The organism is Delftia sp. S65, from assembly GCF_016516495.1.
GTDB lineage: Bacteria > Pseudomonadota > Gammaproteobacteria > Burkholderiales > Burkholderiaceae_C > Comamonas > Comamonas acidovorans.
In genome coordinates this window covers 24,228-39,922 of record NZ_JACVUR010000043.1, presented here as the reverse complement: position 1 = coordinate 39,922, position 15,695 = coordinate 24,228, and the positions used below count along the sequence as shown (strand labels likewise).

The following is a 15,695-nucleotide window of genomic DNA, read 5'->3' as shown; positions in this document are numbered from 1 at the left end:
CAATGTCCGCCGGCTGTGGCGGGGGCGACAGTATGGTCGCTGGCGCGCATGGGTGACAGCAGGGCGGCGTGCCGCAGCTAACATCCCGGTTCGCATCAACCAAGGAGACACAGGCATGTTCAGCCACGTCATGGTCGGGGTCAACGACCTCGAAAAATCCAAGCAGTTCTACGACGCATTCCTGGGAGCGCTCGGCATTGCGCCGGGCATGGCCAACAAGAACCGCTATTTCTACCGCAGCGCGGGCGGCACGTTTGCCATTTCCACACCGATCAACGGCGAGTCTGCCTGCCACGGCAATGGCGCGACCATCGGCTTTGCGACGCAGTCGCCCGAGCAGGCCGACGCGGCCCATGCCGCCGCCGTGGCAGCCGGGGGCGTGACCTGCGAGGATCCGCCCGGCTGGCGCGAGGCTTCGCCCGGTGGCCGGCTGTACCTGGCCTATGTGCGGGATCTGGATGGCAACAAGCTGTGCCTGTTGCATCGGCCGCCGAAGGCCTGAGTTTCAGCCCCTGACGGTTCACCAGCGAGCCGGAGCCTGGGCGGCCTCTGCCGTCCAGGCTCCTGGCCGGTTGCGCGGTGTCGGCCGCCTCGCTCCCACGGTACGCGCGGCCGCTCAGGACGTGCTTCTTCTCAATCCATTTTGATGTTGGCGGCCTTGATCACGCCGCTCCACAGCGCCTGTTCCGAGCGCACGAAGCCTGCGAACTGCTGCGGCGTCATCTCCATGGGCTGTATGCCGATCTCTTCGAGCTTGGCACGCGTTTCGGGGTGGCGCAGGGCTGTGGCCAGGCTTTTGTTCAGGCGCTCGGTGAGCGCGGGGCTCAGGTGGGCGGGGCCGACGAAGCCCTGCCAGGCATAGGCTTCGAAGCCGGGCACGCCGGCCTCGGCCATGGTGGGCACGTCGGGCAGGATGGGCAGGCGCTGGGGCGTGGCCACGGCCAGCACGCGCAGCTTGCCCGCGCGGATGGCCGAGATGCTGGGCGGCAGGTCCACGAACATGGACTGGATCTGTCCCGCCATGAGGTCCTGCAGCGCCGGAGCCGAGCCCTTGTAGGCCACGTGCAGGATCTGGGTGCCCGTGCGCTGCTTGAACAGCTCCAGCGCCACGTGCAGCGGCGAGCCCGGCCCCGACGAGGCCGAGGAGATGCCGCCCGGCTCCTTGCGCGCCATCGCCAGGAATTCCTGCACGTTCTTCGCCGGGAAGGACGGATGCACGGCCAGCACCAGCGGCATGCGGCCCAGGCCGCCGATGTAGCTGAAGTCCTTGCCCGCGTCATAGCTCAGGCGCGCATACATGGCGGGGTTGAAGGCCAGCGTGCCCGAGTCGGCCGTGCCCAGCGTGTAGCCATCGGCCGGGGCGCGTGCGATCAGCGTGGCGCCGATGATGCTGGCCGCGCCGGGACGGTTGTCCACCACCACGGGCTGGCCCAGGTCCTTGCCCATCTGCACGGCCAGCTGGCGCGCGATCACGTCGGTGGTGCCGCCCGGTGCGTAGGGCACCACCCATTTGACGGGCTGGGTGGGCCAGGCTGGCGCACTCTGGGAGGACGGGGCTGGGGCGGATTGCGCCTGGGCGGTGCCCATGCCCAGCGTCAGCAGGGCGCAGGAAAGCCAGGCCTTGCGGTGCAGGGCCATTGGGTTGAACAGCATTTTTTGTCTCCGGTGGTTTTTATGGGTGTCTGTTGCGCCGTGCGTCAGCGAGGCCGCAGCATCCATTCGTGCGCGGGATCGTTGCGGAAGGCCCAGCGCCGCTCGGGCCCGGCCATGGTGTTGAGGTAGTAGAGGTCGTAGCCGTGCGGGGCCACGCAGGGGTGGTAGCCGCGCGGCACCATCACGGTGTCGCGGTGCTCCACCGCCATGGCTTCGTCGATGCTGCGGTCATCGGTGTAGACGCGCTGGAAGGCAAAGCCCTGGCTGGGGTTGAGCAGGTGGAAGTAGGTCTCCTCCAGCACGGTCTCGGCGTCCGGCGCGGCGGGGTCGGCGCTGTCGTGCTTGTGCGGCGGATAGCTGGACGAGTTGCCCGCGGGCGTGATGACCTCGACCACCAGCAGGGACTCGGCCGCCTCGGTCTCGGGCAGGATGTCGCAGACATGGCGCGTGTTGCTGCCCTGGCCGCGCACGCTGCGGCGCATGCTTTCGGGGGCGATCACGCGCGTGGCGTGGCGGCCCGTGGCGGGTGCGGCGCTCAAGGCAATGTCGGCCGGGCCGCGCGCCGTGATGCGCAGGCTTTGGCCGGGCGGCACGTAGACGGCCGTGGGCGCACTCTCCTCAAACACGCTGGCGCGGCTGCCCAGGGCGCTGAACGCCTGGCTGCCGACCTGCACATCCACCTGGCCGGTGAGCACGGTGATGCAGTATTCAAGCGGGCCGGTGGACAGCGCCTCCACCTCGCCCGCCTGCAGCCTCAGGGCCTTGAAGTGGATGTGCTTCCAGCCCGCGCTGGCGGGCGTGATGTCGGTGACGACGCGGCCGGGCGCGGCCTTGACGAGAAGGCTCATTGGGAGACCTTCGCCCTCACGGGCTGCGGTGCGAGCCCCCTTCGGAGCGGCCGGGCGGGGGCTCATGCCGCAGCTCCTTCGGTGATGTCCTGGCGCGCGTCCACGCGGCTGGCATCCCAGCCCGCGATCAGCGCGCGGAAGTTGGCGGCGACGGCATCGCGCAGCGCGGCGTCGTCCAGCTCGTTGCGCAGCCACTGCAGCGCCGGTCCGGCCCAGACGCTGCGGCCGATCATGAAACCCTTGACCACGGGCGCCCGCGCCTGGGCAAAGCCCTGCACCAGTTGCTCCACGGGCTGGGACAGGCCCAGGATCACGGCGCCCCGGCACCAGGGATCGCGTTCGTTCACCAGGGCGTCCAGCGCCTCCCAGTTCTCGCGCGCCATGGTGCCGACCTTCCACCATTCGGGCTTGAGGCCCAGGTCGTAGAAATGGCGTATGGCGCGCAGCACGGCCTCGCCCCGGTCGTCGGGCGCCAGCGTGTCCTTTGGCGGGATCACTTCCAGCAGCAGCTCATGGCCGCTGGCGCGCGTGGCGGTCCAGACCTGCTGCAGCCAGGCATCCTGCTCGGCGCGCAGTGCGGGCGTGTCGTCGGGGTGGTAGAAGACCAGGCATTTGACGGTATGGCTTTGCGGCCAGTGCAGCAGCTCGGAAGCCAGCGAGTCCGTGCCGTCAAAGCGCAGCGGGCGCGAGCCCGGCAGCTCGATGGGCCGGCCTATCCACCAGCCGCGTCCCGTGGCGTCGTGCAGCGCGGCCTCGCCCAGGTGATGGCGGCCGTCGATCAGCACGCCCATGCGGCCCGCGTTGCCCGGATCGCGCTCGACCTGGGCGACCACCTCGTTGATCAGCCGCTTGAGCGGGCGCAGCCGCGCGGGCGCTGCGCCGGCCTCGCGCGCCAGATCGTCGAACTGGCTGCGGTGGTCATAGGCCAGCACGCACAGCGCGGGCCACTGCGGCCGCGCGCGGCTGACGCGGTGCAGGTGGGACAGCTCGGGGTCCTGGTCGGGACGCGGATGGCGGTGGCCCGAGAACCAGTGCGCCAGCTCGGCCTGCGTGGGCATGGCCGGCGCGCAGCCATGGCGCGAGACCACGATGGCGCCGCAGGCGTTGGCAATCGCCGCAGATTCCTCCAGGCTCTTGCCGCGCAGCAGCCCGGACAGCAGGCCCGAGGCAAAGGCATCGCCCGCGCCCAGCACATTGAGCACCTCCACGCGCTCGCCCAGCACCGTGGGCGCATCGGCGATCGCATCGGGCACCTCGCCCTCGATCAGCGAGCAGCCCAGCGGCCCGCGCTTGACCACGAAAACGGCGCGGCTGCATTCGCGCACGCGGCGCAGGCTGGCGATCAGGTCGCCCTCCACGCCGCCGGCGATCAGCCATTCCTCCTCGGTGCCGATGATGAGTTCGAACTGGCCCAGCTCGGCCTGCAGCCTGCGGCTGACCTCGGCGCTGGCCACATAGCGTGTCTCGCCATCGCCCCGTCCGGCCAGGCCCCACAGCACGGGCCGGTAGTCGATGTCCAGCACGCGCACCAGGCCGTGGCGGCCTGCCATCTCCAGTGCCTTGCGGCTGGCCGCCAGCACGCCGGGTGCGCTCAGGTGGGTGCCCGTGATGGCCAGGCAGCGGCAGCGGGCCAGGAACGCCTCGCTGATGGCCTCGGCGTCCAGGGCCATGTCGGCGCAGTTTTCGCGGGCGAAGAGCAGGGGGAAGGTCTCCTGGTCCTTGATGCCCAGCAGCACCATGCCGGTCAGGCGCTGGGCATCGACCTGCACCTGGCTGGTGTCGCAGCCCTCGCGGCGCAGCGTCTCGACCAGGAAGCGGCCATTTTGTTCATCGCCCACGCGCGAAATCATGGCCGAGCGCAGCCCCAGGCGCGCCGTGCCGAAAGCCATGTTGCCCGAGGAGCCGCCCAGGTACTTGGCAAAGCTGCCGGCCTCCTCCAGGCTGCAGCCGATCTGCTGCGCGTAAAGGTCCACGGCCAGTCGGCCCAGGCAGGCCACGTCCAGCGGCCGGTCGGAGGGAAAGTTCAGCATGCTCATCGTCATAGGCCTGTGCGTTGCGGACCCCCGCGTGCGGGCCTGTCCATAATCGTTGCGTGCATGCGATCATAGATCGAAATAGAAAAAGTTTTCCATATATATGAAAAATAGAAAAACCCTTGGCGATGCAGGCGCCCCCTCGCTGGCCGGCCCCTACGCCGACCGCGCCGCCTTCCTCACCGTGCTGCGCGAAGGCTTCGAGGCCCTGAGCCGCCAGCTCAAGGCCATAGGCCGCCATGTGGAAATGCAGGGCGATCGCCTGGCCTTCGACGGCATCCAGGCCACGGCCGAGCAATGTGGCGTGCAGCCTTCGGCCGTGGTGCGCTTTGCCAAGCATTTCGGGTTCTCGGGGTACTCGGAACTGCAGGCGCTGTTCCGCGCCGATGCGGCGCGCCAGCTCTCGGCCCAGCATGACTACCAGGACCGCATCCGGGGCCTGATCGCCTCGGGCAACGAGCCACGCAGCAGCGCGCGTCTGGCGCACGAGGTCATCGAAGGCAGCATCGAAAGCCTGCAGGCCCTGCAGCGCGGCCTGCCGCCCGAGCAGTTCGAGACGGCGGTGGATCTCATGCTGGATGCCCCCTCGCTGTGGCTGGCCGCCTCGCGCCGCGCCTTCCCCGTGGGCGCCTACCTAGCCTATGCGCTGCAGCACACCGAAAAGCCCGTGCACTGGCTGCACGGCCTGGGCGCTATGCAAAAGGGCGAGCTGCGCGCGCTGGCGCCCGGCGACGTGATGCTGGCCGTCTCCTTCGAGCCCTATGCGCCCGAAACGCTGGAAATGGTGGACGCGGCCCTGGCACGCGGCGCGCGCCTGCTGGCGCTGACCGACAGCCAGCTCAGCCCCCTGGCATCCCGCGCCACCGTCACCCTGCTGGCCCAGGACGCAGCCACTTTCGGCTTTCGCTCCCTGACCAGCACGCTGACCCTGGCGCAGTCGCTGTTCCTGGCGCTGGCCTACCGGATGGAGCTGGCGTACGAGCCTTCGGTGAAGAGGTCCTAGGCGGCAGCGTTCCGCCCAGGGCCGCTTTGTGGGGGTTCACCAATGCGCAGGCTTGCTGGCTGGTTTTTTCCGCGTCTGCACGTTCAGCGGCAACTGCGATTGCGCCAGCTCGTCGTCCCTGATGTGATGGCGAACCCAGTGCGCCAACGCCGTCAAGCGCTTGTTGGGCACTTTGCCGTCTGCTGCGGTCCTGTCGCGCAATGGCATGACCAGCCCCAGCCTGGCGGCGGGCACGTCCTCGCGCAGCATGCGCAGTGCGGGTTCTACGTCACTGTCGTTGGAGCAGATCACCAACTGGTCGCATTCGCCACGTACTGCATCACGGTAGGCGTGCAGCGCAAGGTTCACGTCGGTCTGCTTTTCTTCGATCATCCAGACGCGCGACACGTTGTTCTTGCTCGGGTTGGCGCCCGCTTGGTAGCTTGGCAGGGATGTGGGTTCGAAGACGTGGAAGCCGTTGACGATCTGGATCAGGCCAGGGTCTCGTGCCTGCAGGGCGTGAAGGTATTGGGTCTGTGCCTGGACCGATGCCTCGCCATGGCGGGCGTACGAGGCTTTGACAGGGGCCGTGAAGTACTTGATGGCGACAACCTCTGCCCCAGGGTCTTGCGGCAGCAGGATTCGATCACGAAACAGCGCAGCAATGTCCAGCCACTTGTACGGCGTGCCCTTGAGCCGCGAGTAGTAGAGGTTGTAGCCGTCGATGTAGATGGTTGTTCTGGTCAATGTCCAAGCCACCAATGAAAAGACCACCTTGCGGTGGCCTTTTCGCCCTAAGCCTGAGCCAACTGAATGACACCGCGAAGGGATTGTGTAGTGCGATTCTAGCAACTCCTGCCATTCAAAGGCCTGGAACGGCGCCTGTTCCTGCGCCGCACGCCGTTGGACAGGCGCGCGGGTTGATGCCCGATGCGGCACTGCAGTCCCGGGGGGACCTCTTCTATCCCGCAGCCGCCGCGCGCAGCAGCCGGTCGCGCACGCCTTCCCAGTCCGGCGCGTCGGGCGGGGTCTCGATCCAGATCAGCCGGGCGCCGACTTCATCGAAGTCGCGCAGGGCGCCGAACAGCTCGCGCGCGGTGGCGGCGGCGTCGTCGGGCATGGCGCGCAGCGTGACGGCGCGCGAGGCGGTGCGCAGCGGTGTGCGGTGGTAGACGGCCAGGTTCCTGGCGTCGGCGCCCAGCACGTCCAGCCCGGCCTGCAGCTGCCTGGCGTCCATGAGGCGCACCTGGGCGTTGGGCGCGTAGTGGGCCAGCAGGGTGCCGGAGGCGCGTGGCGTGTTCTCCTGCAGCTCTTCCTTGGAAAGGGGGCGCTGGCCGCAGGCGCGCTCGATATCGTCGCGCGTGATGGCGCCGGGGCGCAGCAGCACGGGCAAGCCGCGCGTGCAGTCCACGATGGTCGATTCAATTCCCACTTCGCAGGCGCCGCCGTCCAGCACCAGCAGCGTGTCGCCGAACTCGCTGGCCACATGGGCTGCCGTGGTGGGGCTGACGCGGCCGAACTTGTTGGCGCTGGGCGCCGACACGCCCCAGACGGGCGGCTGCAGCTGCTGGCAGGCGGCCAGCACGGCATGGGCGACGGGGTGGGAGGGGCAGCGCAGGCCCACGCTGTCCTGGCCGCCGGTCGAGGCCCGGGCGGCCTGGGGCAGGCGCGGCAGGATCAGGGTCAGCGGGCCGGGCCAGAAGGCGTCGATCAGCTGCTGCGCGAACAGCGGCACTTCACGCGCATAGCGCGTAATGGCGCCGCTGTCGGCCACATGCACGATGAGCGGATGGTTGGGCGGCCTGCCCTTGGCGGTGAAGATCTGCGCGACGGCCGCGTCGTTGTCGGCGTCGGCCGCAAGGCCGTAGACGGTTTCCGTGGGCAGGCCCAGCAGTTCGCCGCGCTGCAGCGCCTGCGCGGCGGCCTGGACAGAGGCCGCCAGCGTTCCATCAAGAATCATCGCGCGGGCCTTCAGAAGGGCTCTATACCCAGGATGGCAGCGGCCTGCAGGGCGGTGGAGCGCACGGCCTCGGGCGAGGGGCCGGTGACGTTCAGGTGGCCCATCTTGCGGCCGCGCTTGGCGTCGTGCTTGCCGTACAGGTGCAGGTGGCAGCCGGGCAGGGCCAGGACCTGGTCCCAGGCCGGCGCCTTGGCCTGTTCGCCGTCCTTGAACCACAGGTCGCCCAGCAGGTTCAGCATGATGGACGGGCTGTGCTGGCGCGGCTGCGTCAGCGGCAGGCCGGTCATGCAGCGCACCTGCAGCTCGAACTGCGAGACATCGCAGGCGTTCTGGCTGTAGTGGCCGCTGTTGTGCGGGCGCGGCGCGATCTCGTTGACCACGAGCATGCCGTCCTGCAGCACGAAGAATTCGACGCAGAGCACGCCCACGTAGTCCAGGCCATCGGCCACGGAACGTGCGGCGGCCAGCGCCTGCTCGACCTGGGCCTGCGGCAGGTTGCCTTCGTAGACTTCGGTGACGGAGAGGATGCCTTCGCGATGCAGGTTGCGCTGCACGGGCAGGTTGACCATGGAGCCGTCACGGCCGCGCGCCACGATGACCGAGCATTCATGGGCCAGCGGCAGCATTTTTTCCAGCACGCAGGCCACGCGGCCCAGTTGCTCCCAGGCGGTGGCCAGCTCGGCGGCGTTCTTCACGCGCACCTGGCCCTTGCCGTCGTAGCCCATGCGGGCGGTCTTGAGGATGCCGGGCAGCAGGCTGGCGTGCACGGCCGCAAGCTGGGCGGGCGTCTCGATCACCGCATAGGGCGCGCAGGGCACGCCGCAGCGCACGAAGTGGGCCTTCTCCTGGGCGCGGTCCTGGGCAATGGCCACGGACGAGCCGGCCGGCGAGACCGGCCGCTGGGCGGCCAGCAGGTTCAGCGCCGCGGCGGGCACGTTCTCGAATTCGGTGGTGACGGCGGCCGACAGGCGCGCCAGTTCGGCCAGGCCCTGCGGGTCTTCGTAGCCGGTACGGATGTGGTGGTGGCTGACCAGGCCGGCAGGGCTGGTCGGGTCGGCGTCGAGCACGGCCGTGAAATAGCCCATGGCCTGGGCCGATTGCACGAACATGCGGCCCAGCTGGCCGCCACCCAGCACGCCCAGCGTGGCGCCCGGCAGGATCACATCTGCGCTCATACGGCCACCGGGGGAAGCGTCATCGCGCGCGCTGCGGCGGTCTGCTCGGCGCGGAAGGCTTCGAGCCTGGTGCGCAGGGCCGGGTCCTCATTGGCCAGCAGGGCCACGGCGAACAGGGCCGCATTGGCCGCACCGGCCGCGCCGATGGCAAAGGTGGCCACGGGCACGCCCTTGGGCATCTGCACGATGGAGTGCAGCGAGTCCACGCCCTGCAGGTGGCGGCTGGCCACCGGCACGCCGAGCACGGGAACCACGGTCTTGGCGGCGATCATGCCGGGCAGGTGGGCAGCGCCCCCCGCACCCGCGATGATGGCCTTCAGGCCACGGCCGGCAGCGGCCTCGGCGTAGGCGAACATGTCGTCGGGCATGCGGTGGGCCGAGACGACCTGGGCTTCATGGGCAATGCCAAATTGCTGAAGAATGGCAACTGCGTGCTGCATGGTCTCCCAGTCGCTGCTGGAGCCCATGACCACACCGATCTGGATGGAGTTCATGTCGTGAGGGCGCCTGCGGCCCGGCCTAGTGGAACCCGCGATTTTACTTTTTTAGTCCTAATTCGCGTAATCCATGCGCCAAATCACCGCACAGCCGTGTGCTGCTCGCGCGCAAAACCCAGCACGCGCTGGCGAAACACATGGGTCAGCCAGGCCAGGGCCAGCCCCACCTGCACGACCAGCGACAGCCACATTCCGCTGGTGACGGGCTTTGTCAGGCCGGCTGCCAGCGGCTGGGCCAGCACGGCGGCATCGGCCCCGGCCAGGCCAAAGGCCAGCAGCGGCAGCACGATGTTGACCAGCAGCCAGGTGACGGCAAACGCGGCCAGCGGCGACTTGATGCGCCCGGCCAGCAGGGAAAAGCCCGTGGCCAGCGCGGCATCGCGCAGCAACTGCGCCGTGGCCAGCGCCGCCAGTTGGGCCGCGCCCGGCACCATGGGCTGGCCGCCCGCGGGCCACAGCAGCCACAGCGCGCAGGCCAGCACGGCCAGCAGCCAGCTCACGGGCCACAGCGGCAGCGCTTCGAGCGCGCCACGCCAGCGCCCCTGCAGCACGCACCACTGCACCTGGCGCCAGCTGCGCAGGCCCTCGTCCATGCCGTGCAGGCAGACATAGGCCGTGCCCGCCAGCGCCAGCCCGGTGGTCCAAGCGAAGAAAGAGGCCGGGCCGGGGCCCTGCAACTGCATTGCATCGAGGTGCATGCCTCCAAAGGCCAGGCCCGCCACGCACAGGCCCAGCGGCCAGGCCCAGGGCAGGGTGCGCACATCCAGCCGCGTGCACAGCAGCCGCCACAGGGCCAGCAGGCCCAGCCCCAGCGCGATGGCGCCGAACAGGTAGATGGCGCCGCGCCCGTGCAGCGGCACGGACCACCACAGCACAGGGCGGCCTTCTTCGCGGCCCAGCTGCTCGGTCAACCGGCCCAGGATGGGGCCGGGCAGCACCATCACGAACAGCAGCGGCACCAGCACGAAGCGGATGCGGCGCGCGGGCTGCTCCTTCGGCCCCCAGCCCATGAGCACGGAGTGCATGCTCCAGGCCTGCAGGGCCAGGCCCCACAGCACGGCCTGCAGCACGGCGTGCACGCCCCAGGCCAGCCCGCCCGGCTGGCCCGCCGAGGTGGCCAGCACGGCCAGCGCGCACCACAGCATGTACAGCCAGGCCGCCAGCGGGGCGCCCAGCAGCTTGCCCCAGGCCATCTGCCAGGGCGTCAGGGCCGACAGGCGCTGCCAGTCCCAGGTGTGCTGGTGCGCCTCTTCGTTGAGGCCGCGCCCGGCCAGCACGCTGCCCAGGCCGGCCGCGGCGATCCACATGCCGATCAGGGCGGCGACCAGCAGGGCATGCAGGCGGTCTTCGGGCTGGACCAGGACCATTGGCGTGGCCAGCAGCAAGGCGGTGAGTAGCAGGCTCCAGCCCAGTTGGGCGGGCCGCCAGTTGAGCCAGAGCTGGCGCTGGAATTCCGGGTTGTGCGTCATGGCTGCTCCGCAGGGGTGAGGGGGGCTGCAGCCTGCAGGCCGCGTGCGTAGCGGTCCTGCAGGCGCTCGCGCACAGGCGCCAGGCTGGCCACGGGCAGGCCGGCGCCAACTAGGCGTGCCAGCAGGTCGGCGCGTTCGCGCGGCAGGGTGGGCAGCCACAGCTGCAGATGCACCAGGCCCTGGTCATCGGGCGGCGGCACAGGGGTGTCGGGAAGGACCTGGTGCAGCTGCCGCGCCAGCGACTCGGCCGAGGCACCCGGGGGCGGCGCCAGCTCCAGTGCGTACAGTGCCAGCGGGGCATCGCCGCCGGCGGCAGGTGCCTTGATGCCGCCGTGCAGGGCCTCGTGGCTTTCCACGCGGCCGCCGCGCAGGCTCAGGATGTGGGTGCAGTACTCGTCGAGTTCGCTGAGGATGTGGCTGGAGACGATCAGGGTCATGCCCTGTGCCTGCAGCGCCCGCATCAGCTGGGACAGGCTGGCGCGGGCCTCGGGGTCCAGGCCGCTGGCCGGCTCGTCCAGCAGCAGCACGCGCGGCTGGTGGACGATGGCCTGGCCGATGGCCACGCGCTGGCGCTGGCCGCGAGACAGCTCGGTGGGCAGGCGCTCCAGCAGATCGGCCAGGCCCAGCTGCCCGGCCACGTGCGCCACGCGCTGCGGCGCCTCGGACGGGGGCACGCCCATGGACAGGGCCGCGTACTGCAGGCAGCGCCGCACGCTCAGGCGGTCATAGAGGCCGAAGAAATCCGACAGATAGCCCAGGTGCCGGTGCACTTCGCGGGGCTGCTCCTGCACCGCAATGCCATGCACCTGGACCTGGCCCGACAGCGGCTGGTCCAGCCCGGCGATGCAGCGCATCAGCGTGGATTTGCCGGCGCCGTTGGGCCCCACCAGGGCCGTGACGGTGCCTGCGGCGATATGGACGCTGACGCCATCGAGCGCGCGGTGGCCGGGGTACTCGAACACCAGCTGCGAAACCTTGATCAAGGCGAGCCCTCCCTCATTGCGTTGATGGCAGGCCGCAATGGCGGCACAGCGCGCCAATATAGCCCAGCGCTGCCGCGCCGCGCCCTCGGCCGGGCGGCTTGAAATGCGCGCAGCCTGCTCCCATCTGGGGTGGCTGCCGCCCATGGCGTTCACGCCCTGGGCCTTGGAATTGCTGGAGAATCACACGGTCCGCATCGGAGGCATTCGGCCGCCGAACTCCGAACCGCCACAGTCTGCGCGCCCTGGCCGCGCGCCTTGCCACAGGGTCTGATCACATGATTGATGTCACCATTGAGAATTTCGAAGCCGAAGTCGTCGCCGCCTCCATGCAGGTGCCGGTGCTCGTCGACTTCTGGGCACCCTGGTGCGGCCCGTGCAAGACGCTGGGCCCCATCCTGGAAAAGCTCGAAGTGGCCTATGAAGGCCGCTTCAAGCTGGTCAAGATCGACTCCGACCAGGAGCAGCAACTGGCCGGCATGTTCGGCATCCGCTCCATCCCGACCTGCATTCTGATGATGGGCGGCCGCCCCGTGGACGGCTTCATGGGCGCCCAGCCCGAAGGCAAGCTGCGCGAGTTCCTTGACAAGCACCTGCCCTCCGAAGGCGAGCTGGCCGCCGAGGCCGAAGCCGACGAGGCCCACCAGTTGCTGGAAGCCGGCGACACCCAGGCCGCCCTGCAAAAGCTGGCCGACGCCCTGGCCGCCGACCCGGCCAACGACGATGCGCGCTTCGACTACGTGCGCCTGCTGATCGCCACGGGCGGCTACGAAGAGGCCGGCGCCCTGCTGGCCGAGCCGCTCAAGCGCATTCCCCAGGCCACGCGCTTCGAGGCGCTCAACCAGTGGCTGCAGTGCATGCTGTTCGTGCACAACGACGAGCGTGGCAACTGGGAGTTTGCGCAGTTCGATGCCGTCATTGCGCAGAACAAGCGCGACTTCGACACCCGCTTCGGCAAGGCCCGGGCCCTGGCCGCCGAAGGCCAATGGGCAGCCAGCATGGACGAATTGCTGGAAATCATCATGCGCGACAAGGATTGGAACGGCCAGGCCGCGCGCAAGCTCTACGTGGGCATCCTGGAGCTGCTCACGCCCCCGAAGCCCAAGAAGCAGGACGCCATCCCCGGCAAGAGCAGCGGCGGCATCGAGCTGCTGGGCAAGGCTGGCGCCGAGCAGGACGAAGCCACGCAACTGGTCAACAGCTACCGCCGCAAGCTCAGCATGGCGCTGAACTGAGACCGGCGCTGCACGGGTGAAGAGACGGGGAGCCTTGCGGCTCCCTTTTTTCATGGCGAGGACTCAGGGTGCAACCGGTTCCTCGGCCGCATGCGCGCGGTGCAGCAACTGCACGAAGCCGGGCGCATCGGGCAGATGCACATCGGCCAGGCGCCTGACCGGAATGCCCGGGGACCACGAATTCATCACCACGGCGCCGGCCAGGGATGGCAGGTCGGCCCGGGTCAGCACGGCCTGGCGCTGCGCCACGCCCAGGCGCTGCAACTGGCGCCGCAGCATGGACTCGGTCGTGCCCGGCAGCACTTGGGCGCGCGGCCAGAGCACGGCGTCTCCATCCCAGAAGGCCAGGTTCCAGATGGTGGCCTCGCCAATGCGGCCGTGGCGGTCGGCAAAGGCGGCGTCGTCAAAGCCCTGGGCCACGGCGCGGCGCAGCAGATGCGTCTTGGCCACCTCGCCCACATGCTTGAGGTGGGGCAGCATGCGCTCATGCTCGAACAGCGCCAGGCTCAAGGGCCCGGCGGGGCCCGAGGCGGGTGCCGAGGTGCGCACCAGCATGCGCGGCCGCGCATCGGCGGCCGTGAATTCCCCGGCAGGCGAGTACACCGTGGCGGTCAGCGACACATCCTGCGGGCCGTTGGCAAGCGCCGCCCGGAGCTGCGCCTGGACATGGTCATCGGACAAGGCCTGGCCGTACAGCTCCAGCGAGGCCTGGCGCAGACGCTGCAGATGCAGGTCCAGCCCGCGCAGCCTGCCGCCGCGCACCTGCATGGCCGTGAAATGGGCATGGCCGGCAAAGGCCAGGGCGGCGAGTTCGGCCGCCGTAGCGGGCTGCCCATCGATAAGGCTGGTGAAAAAAGAGGCGGTTTCCATGGGTTCATCCATCAAGTTTTCTTGATTGTTCGATGGCGCTCCCAAAAGAGGAAGCAAGTAGTATTCGAGGATTCATCAAGAAAAATTTGAAGATCCATGCGCCAGCTTCCACCCGGCACGCGCGCCCTGCGCAGCTTCGAGGCTGCAGGGCGCCACCTGAACTTCACGCGCGCGGCCGACGAACTGGGGCTGACCCCGGCGGCGGTCAGCCACCAGATCAAGGAGATGGAGGAACAGCTGGGCCTCGTCCTCTTCACGCGCAACAGCCGCAGCATGCAGCTCACGCCCGCAGGCAGCGTGCTGCTGGAGGCCACGGCCGAGGCGCTGGGCCTGCTGCGGCGCGCCACCGGCCGGGCGCGCCAGCTGGCCCGGGGCGAGACGCGGCTGCGCCTGTCGCTGGGCGCGCGCTTTGCCACGCAGTGGCTGCTGCCCCGGCTGCCGCGCTTTCGCGCCGCGCATCCGCAGATCGAACTGAGCTTCGACATCTGCGACGAGGTGCGCGACTTCGACGCCGATGACATCGACGCCGCCATCCGCTTCGGCACCGGCCGTGATCCGCACACCCTGGCGGTGCGCCTGTTCGATGCCAGGGTGATCCCCGTCTGCAGCCCGGCCCTGCTGCAGTCCGGCCCGCCGCTGGTCCGGCCCGTTGACCTGCTGGTGCACACGCTGTGCCATGTCGATTGCAGGGTGGACGGCCAGGTCTGGCCGAACTGGCCCATGTGGATGGCGGCGGCCGGCGTGGAGGGCCTGGACGCAGGCCGCTGCATCGCCTTCACCGACTCCAGCCACGTCGTGCAGGCCGTGCTGGACGGCGGCGCCGTGGGCCTGGTCGAGCAGGACCTGGTGGCCGAAGACCTGGCCCGCGGCCGCCTGGTGCGCCTGTTCGACATCGCCGTGGGCCTGGGCCCGGCCTATGCCTACCACCTGCTCTACCCCCGGCGCAGCCAGGGCAAGCCGGCCATCGAGGCGCTGCGTGCGTGGGTGCTGCGGGAGGCCGGGCTGTAGCGCCTACTGCCGTACGGGATCGGCAAATCGCATCAACCCGCGCACCACGGCCTGCACGGCCGGGTCTTGTTGCGCGGCGCTGCGGCAGGCCAGGCCCAGCGGGCGTGTCAGTGCGGGGCTGAGTCCGCGCTGCTGCAGCGTGCGGCTGACGGCGTCCATGGGCTCCTCGCGCGGCAGGACCGTGGGGCCGTGGCCTGCGGCGACCAGGGCGCGTATGCCTTCGGGAAAGCTCATTTCCATGCGCGGCTGCGGCAGCAGGCCCGCCTGGGCGAACCATTGGGACAGCAGGCGGTGCATCTGGGTGCCGGCGGCAAAGCCTATCCAGGGCTGGGCGTTGAGCCATTCGGGCGTGATCTGCTCGGGCAGCGGCATCTGCGGCGGGGCAAACAGCTCCATGGGGTCGTTGCGCCAGGCGCGCATTTCAAGGCCTGAAGGCACGGGCTGGGGCAGCCCGACCAGGGCCAGGTCCAGGTGGCCAGTCGCCAGGCGCTGCATGGCCTGGGCGGAACTCACGACTTCCAGGCGCAGTTCCACGCCGGGCGCGTGCTCGGCCAGCCATTGCAGCAGTTCGGGCAAAAGCAGGGGGCTGACGCCGGCTGAGGCGCCTATGCGCACGCTGGCGCCAAAGCCCTCGGCACGCTTGCGCGCCTGGCGCAGCAGGGCCTCGCTATCGGCCAGCAGGCGGCGTCCGCCTTCGACCAGCAGAGCGCCTGCGGGCGTCAGCTGCGCCTGGCGCTTGCCGCGCACCAGCAGCGGTGTGTCCAGGCGCGCTTCCAGCTCCTGGATGTGCAGGCTGACGGCGGGCGGCGACAGGTGAAGGGCCTGGGCGGCGGCAGCCAGCGTGCCCAGGTCGGCCACGGCCACCAGGGTCTGGAGCTGGTCAAGGTTCAGGCGTCGCATCAGGTTTCCTGAAGATGATGTTCTGAAGATTCGACTTTATCTAATCTGGGTGCGAATCCATCATCCCGTCCCGTATCAAGAGCGA

Annotated in this window: 15 protein-coding genes; 4 read left to right on the top strand and 11 right to left on the bottom strand. The window is 69.6% G+C overall.

Features of this window, described 5'->3' with window-relative positions; translation table 11 throughout:
* Positions 1-115: 115 nt before the first annotated feature.
* Complete coding sequence (locus tag IAE24_RS24885) at positions 116-502, top strand: VOC family protein (RefSeq protein ID WP_047326371.1); 387 nt, start codon at positions 116-118, stop codon at positions 500-502.
* Between the two features lie 131 nt (positions 503-633).
* On the opposite strand, the gene IAE24_RS24880 is transcribed toward IAE24_RS24885, so the two are convergent.
* From IAE24_RS24880 to IAE24_RS24870, 3 genes are all read right to left on the bottom strand, one after another.
* Positions 634-1,653, bottom strand: coding sequence for a Bug family tripartite tricarboxylate transporter substrate binding protein (locus IAE24_RS24880; RefSeq protein ID WP_197944809.1), 1,020 nt, complete (start codon positions 1,651-1,653; stop codon positions 634-636).
* A gap of 44 nt (positions 1,654-1,697) precedes the next feature.
* Positions 1,698-2,501: a 5-deoxy-glucuronate isomerase gene (gene iolB / locus IAE24_RS24875; protein WP_199961928.1), complete on the bottom strand. Its 804-nt coding sequence runs from the start codon at positions 2,499-2,501 to the stop codon at positions 1,698-1,700.
* A 62-nt stretch (positions 2,502-2,563) separates the two neighbouring features.
* Complete coding sequence (locus tag IAE24_RS24870; RefSeq protein WP_097204035.1) at positions 2,564-4,537, bottom strand: bifunctional 5-dehydro-2-deoxygluconokinase/5-dehydro-2-deoxyphosphogluconate aldolase; 1,974 nt, start codon at positions 4,535-4,537, stop codon at positions 2,564-2,566.
* A gap of 100 nt (positions 4,538-4,637) precedes the next feature.
* Between IAE24_RS24870 and IAE24_RS24865 the strand changes: the two genes are divergently transcribed.
* Entirely contained in the window at positions 4,638-5,537 is a 900-nt protein-coding gene (locus IAE24_RS24865) for a MurR/RpiR family transcriptional regulator (RefSeq protein ID WP_199961927.1), read from the top strand.
* A gap of 36 nt (positions 5,538-5,573) precedes the next feature.
* On the opposite strand, the gene IAE24_RS24860 is transcribed toward IAE24_RS24865, so the two are convergent.
* From IAE24_RS24860 to IAE24_RS24835, 6 genes are all read right to left on the bottom strand, one after another.
* Positions 5,574-6,263: an NYN domain-containing protein gene (locus IAE24_RS24860; protein WP_233626358.1), complete on the bottom strand. Its 690-nt coding sequence runs from the start codon at positions 6,261-6,263 to the stop codon at positions 5,574-5,576.
* A 214-nt stretch (positions 6,264-6,477) separates the two neighbouring features.
* The gene (locus IAE24_RS24855) at positions 6,478-7,476 is read right to left on the bottom strand and encodes an L-threonylcarbamoyladenylate synthase (protein ID WP_199961926.1); all 999 of its coding nucleotides are present in this window, start codon (positions 7,474-7,476) and stop codon (positions 6,478-6,480) included.
* A gap of 11 nt (positions 7,477-7,487) precedes the next feature.
* Positions 7,488-8,651 (bottom strand): 5-(carboxyamino)imidazole ribonucleotide synthase, encoded by a 1,164-nt coding sequence (locus IAE24_RS24850; RefSeq protein ID WP_013804484.1) that lies wholly within the window; start codon positions 8,649-8,651, stop codon positions 7,488-7,490.
* Positions 8,648-9,145, bottom strand: a complete 498-nt coding sequence (purE, locus tag IAE24_RS24845) for a 5-(carboxyamino)imidazole ribonucleotide mutase (protein ID WP_012202922.1) — start codon at positions 9,143-9,145, stop codon at positions 8,648-8,650. The genes IAE24_RS24850 and purE overlap by 4 nt, the downstream gene beginning before the upstream one ends.
* An 83-nt stretch (positions 9,146-9,228) precedes the next feature.
* The gene (locus IAE24_RS24840) at positions 9,229-10,617 is read right to left on the bottom strand and encodes a hypothetical protein (RefSeq protein WP_123694374.1); all 1,389 of its coding nucleotides are present in this window, start codon (positions 10,615-10,617) and stop codon (positions 9,229-9,231) included.
* Positions 10,614-11,600, bottom strand: coding sequence for an ABC transporter ATP-binding protein (locus IAE24_RS24835; protein WP_123694372.1), 987 nt, complete (start codon positions 11,598-11,600; stop codon positions 10,614-10,616). The genes IAE24_RS24840 and IAE24_RS24835 overlap by 4 nt, the downstream gene beginning before the upstream one ends.
* Positions 11,601-11,875: 275 nt before the next feature.
* Here IAE24_RS24835 and trxA point away from each other — a divergent pair, with 275 nt between their 5' ends.
* Positions 11,876-12,832 carry a thioredoxin gene (trxA, locus tag IAE24_RS24830; RefSeq protein ID WP_012202925.1) on the top strand — a complete coding sequence of 319 codons (957 nt, stop codon included), beginning with the start codon at positions 11,876-11,878 and terminating at the stop codon, positions 12,830-12,832.
* A 63-nt stretch (positions 12,833-12,895) separates the two neighbouring features.
* Here trxA and IAE24_RS24825 read toward each other — a convergent pair whose 3' ends face one another.
* On the bottom strand, positions 12,896-13,702 hold the full coding sequence (locus IAE24_RS24825) for an aminotransferase class IV family protein (RefSeq protein ID WP_199961925.1): 807 nt from the start codon (positions 13,700-13,702) through the stop codon (positions 12,896-12,898).
* A 96-nt stretch (positions 13,703-13,798) separates the two neighbouring features.
* Between IAE24_RS24825 and IAE24_RS24820 the strand changes: the two genes are divergently transcribed.
* Positions 13,799-14,710 carry a LysR substrate-binding domain-containing protein gene (locus tag IAE24_RS24820; protein WP_199961924.1) on the top strand — a complete coding sequence of 304 codons (912 nt, stop codon included), beginning with the start codon at positions 13,799-13,801 and terminating at the stop codon, positions 14,708-14,710.
* 3 nt (positions 14,711-14,713) lie between these two features.
* Here the strand turns inward: IAE24_RS24820 and IAE24_RS24815 are convergent, their stop codons facing one another.
* On the bottom strand, positions 14,714-15,610 hold the full coding sequence (locus tag IAE24_RS24815) for a LysR family transcriptional regulator (RefSeq protein ID WP_199961923.1): 897 nt from the start codon (positions 15,608-15,610) through the stop codon (positions 14,714-14,716).
* Positions 15,611-15,695 lie beyond the last annotated feature (85 nt).

Bases quoted from the DNA above. Each gene is read 5' to 3' on its own strand.
- trxA (WP_012202925.1), top strand. From the start codon at position 11,876: ATGATTGATGTCACCATTGAGAATTTCGAAGCCGAAGTCGTCGCCGCC.
- IAE24_RS24880 (WP_197944809.1), bottom strand. From the start codon at position 1,653: ATGCTGTTCAACCCAATGGCCCTGCACCGCAAGGCCTGGCTTTCCTGC.
- IAE24_RS24825 (WP_199961925.1), bottom strand. From the start codon at position 13,702: ATGGAAACCGCCTCTTTTTTCACCAGCCTTATCGATGGGCAGCCCGCT.
- IAE24_RS24840 (WP_123694374.1), bottom strand. From the start codon at position 10,617: ATGACGCACAACCCGGAATTCCAGCGCCAGCTCTGGCTCAACTGGCGG.
- IAE24_RS24885 (WP_047326371.1), top strand. From the start codon at position 116: ATGTTCAGCCACGTCATGGTCGGGGTCAACGACCTCGAAAAATCCAAG.
- IAE24_RS24850 (WP_013804484.1), bottom strand. From the start codon at position 8,651: ATGAGCGCAGATGTGATCCTGCCGGGCGCCACGCTGGGCGTGCTGGGT.
- IAE24_RS24870 (WP_097204035.1), bottom strand. From the start codon at position 4,537: ATGAGCATGCTGAACTTTCCCTCCGACCGGCCGCTGGACGTGGCCTGC.
- purE (WP_012202922.1), bottom strand. From the start codon at position 9,145: ATGAACTCCATCCAGATCGGTGTGGTCATGGGCTCCAGCAGCGACTGG.
- IAE24_RS24855 (WP_199961926.1), bottom strand. From the start codon at position 7,476: ATGATTCTTGATGGAACGCTGGCGGCCTCTGTCCAGGCCGCCGCGCAG.
- IAE24_RS24820 (WP_199961924.1), top strand. From the start codon at position 13,799: ATGCGCCAGCTTCCACCCGGCACGCGCGCCCTGCGCAGCTTCGAGGCT.
- iolB (WP_199961928.1), bottom strand. From the start codon at position 2,501: ATGAGCCTTCTCGTCAAGGCCGCGCCCGGCCGCGTCGTCACCGACATC.
- IAE24_RS24865 (WP_199961927.1), top strand. From the start codon at position 4,638: ATGAAAAATAGAAAAACCCTTGGCGATGCAGGCGCCCCCTCGCTGGCC.
- IAE24_RS24815 (WP_199961923.1), bottom strand. From the start codon at position 15,610: ATGCGACGCCTGAACCTTGACCAGCTCCAGACCCTGGTGGCCGTGGCC.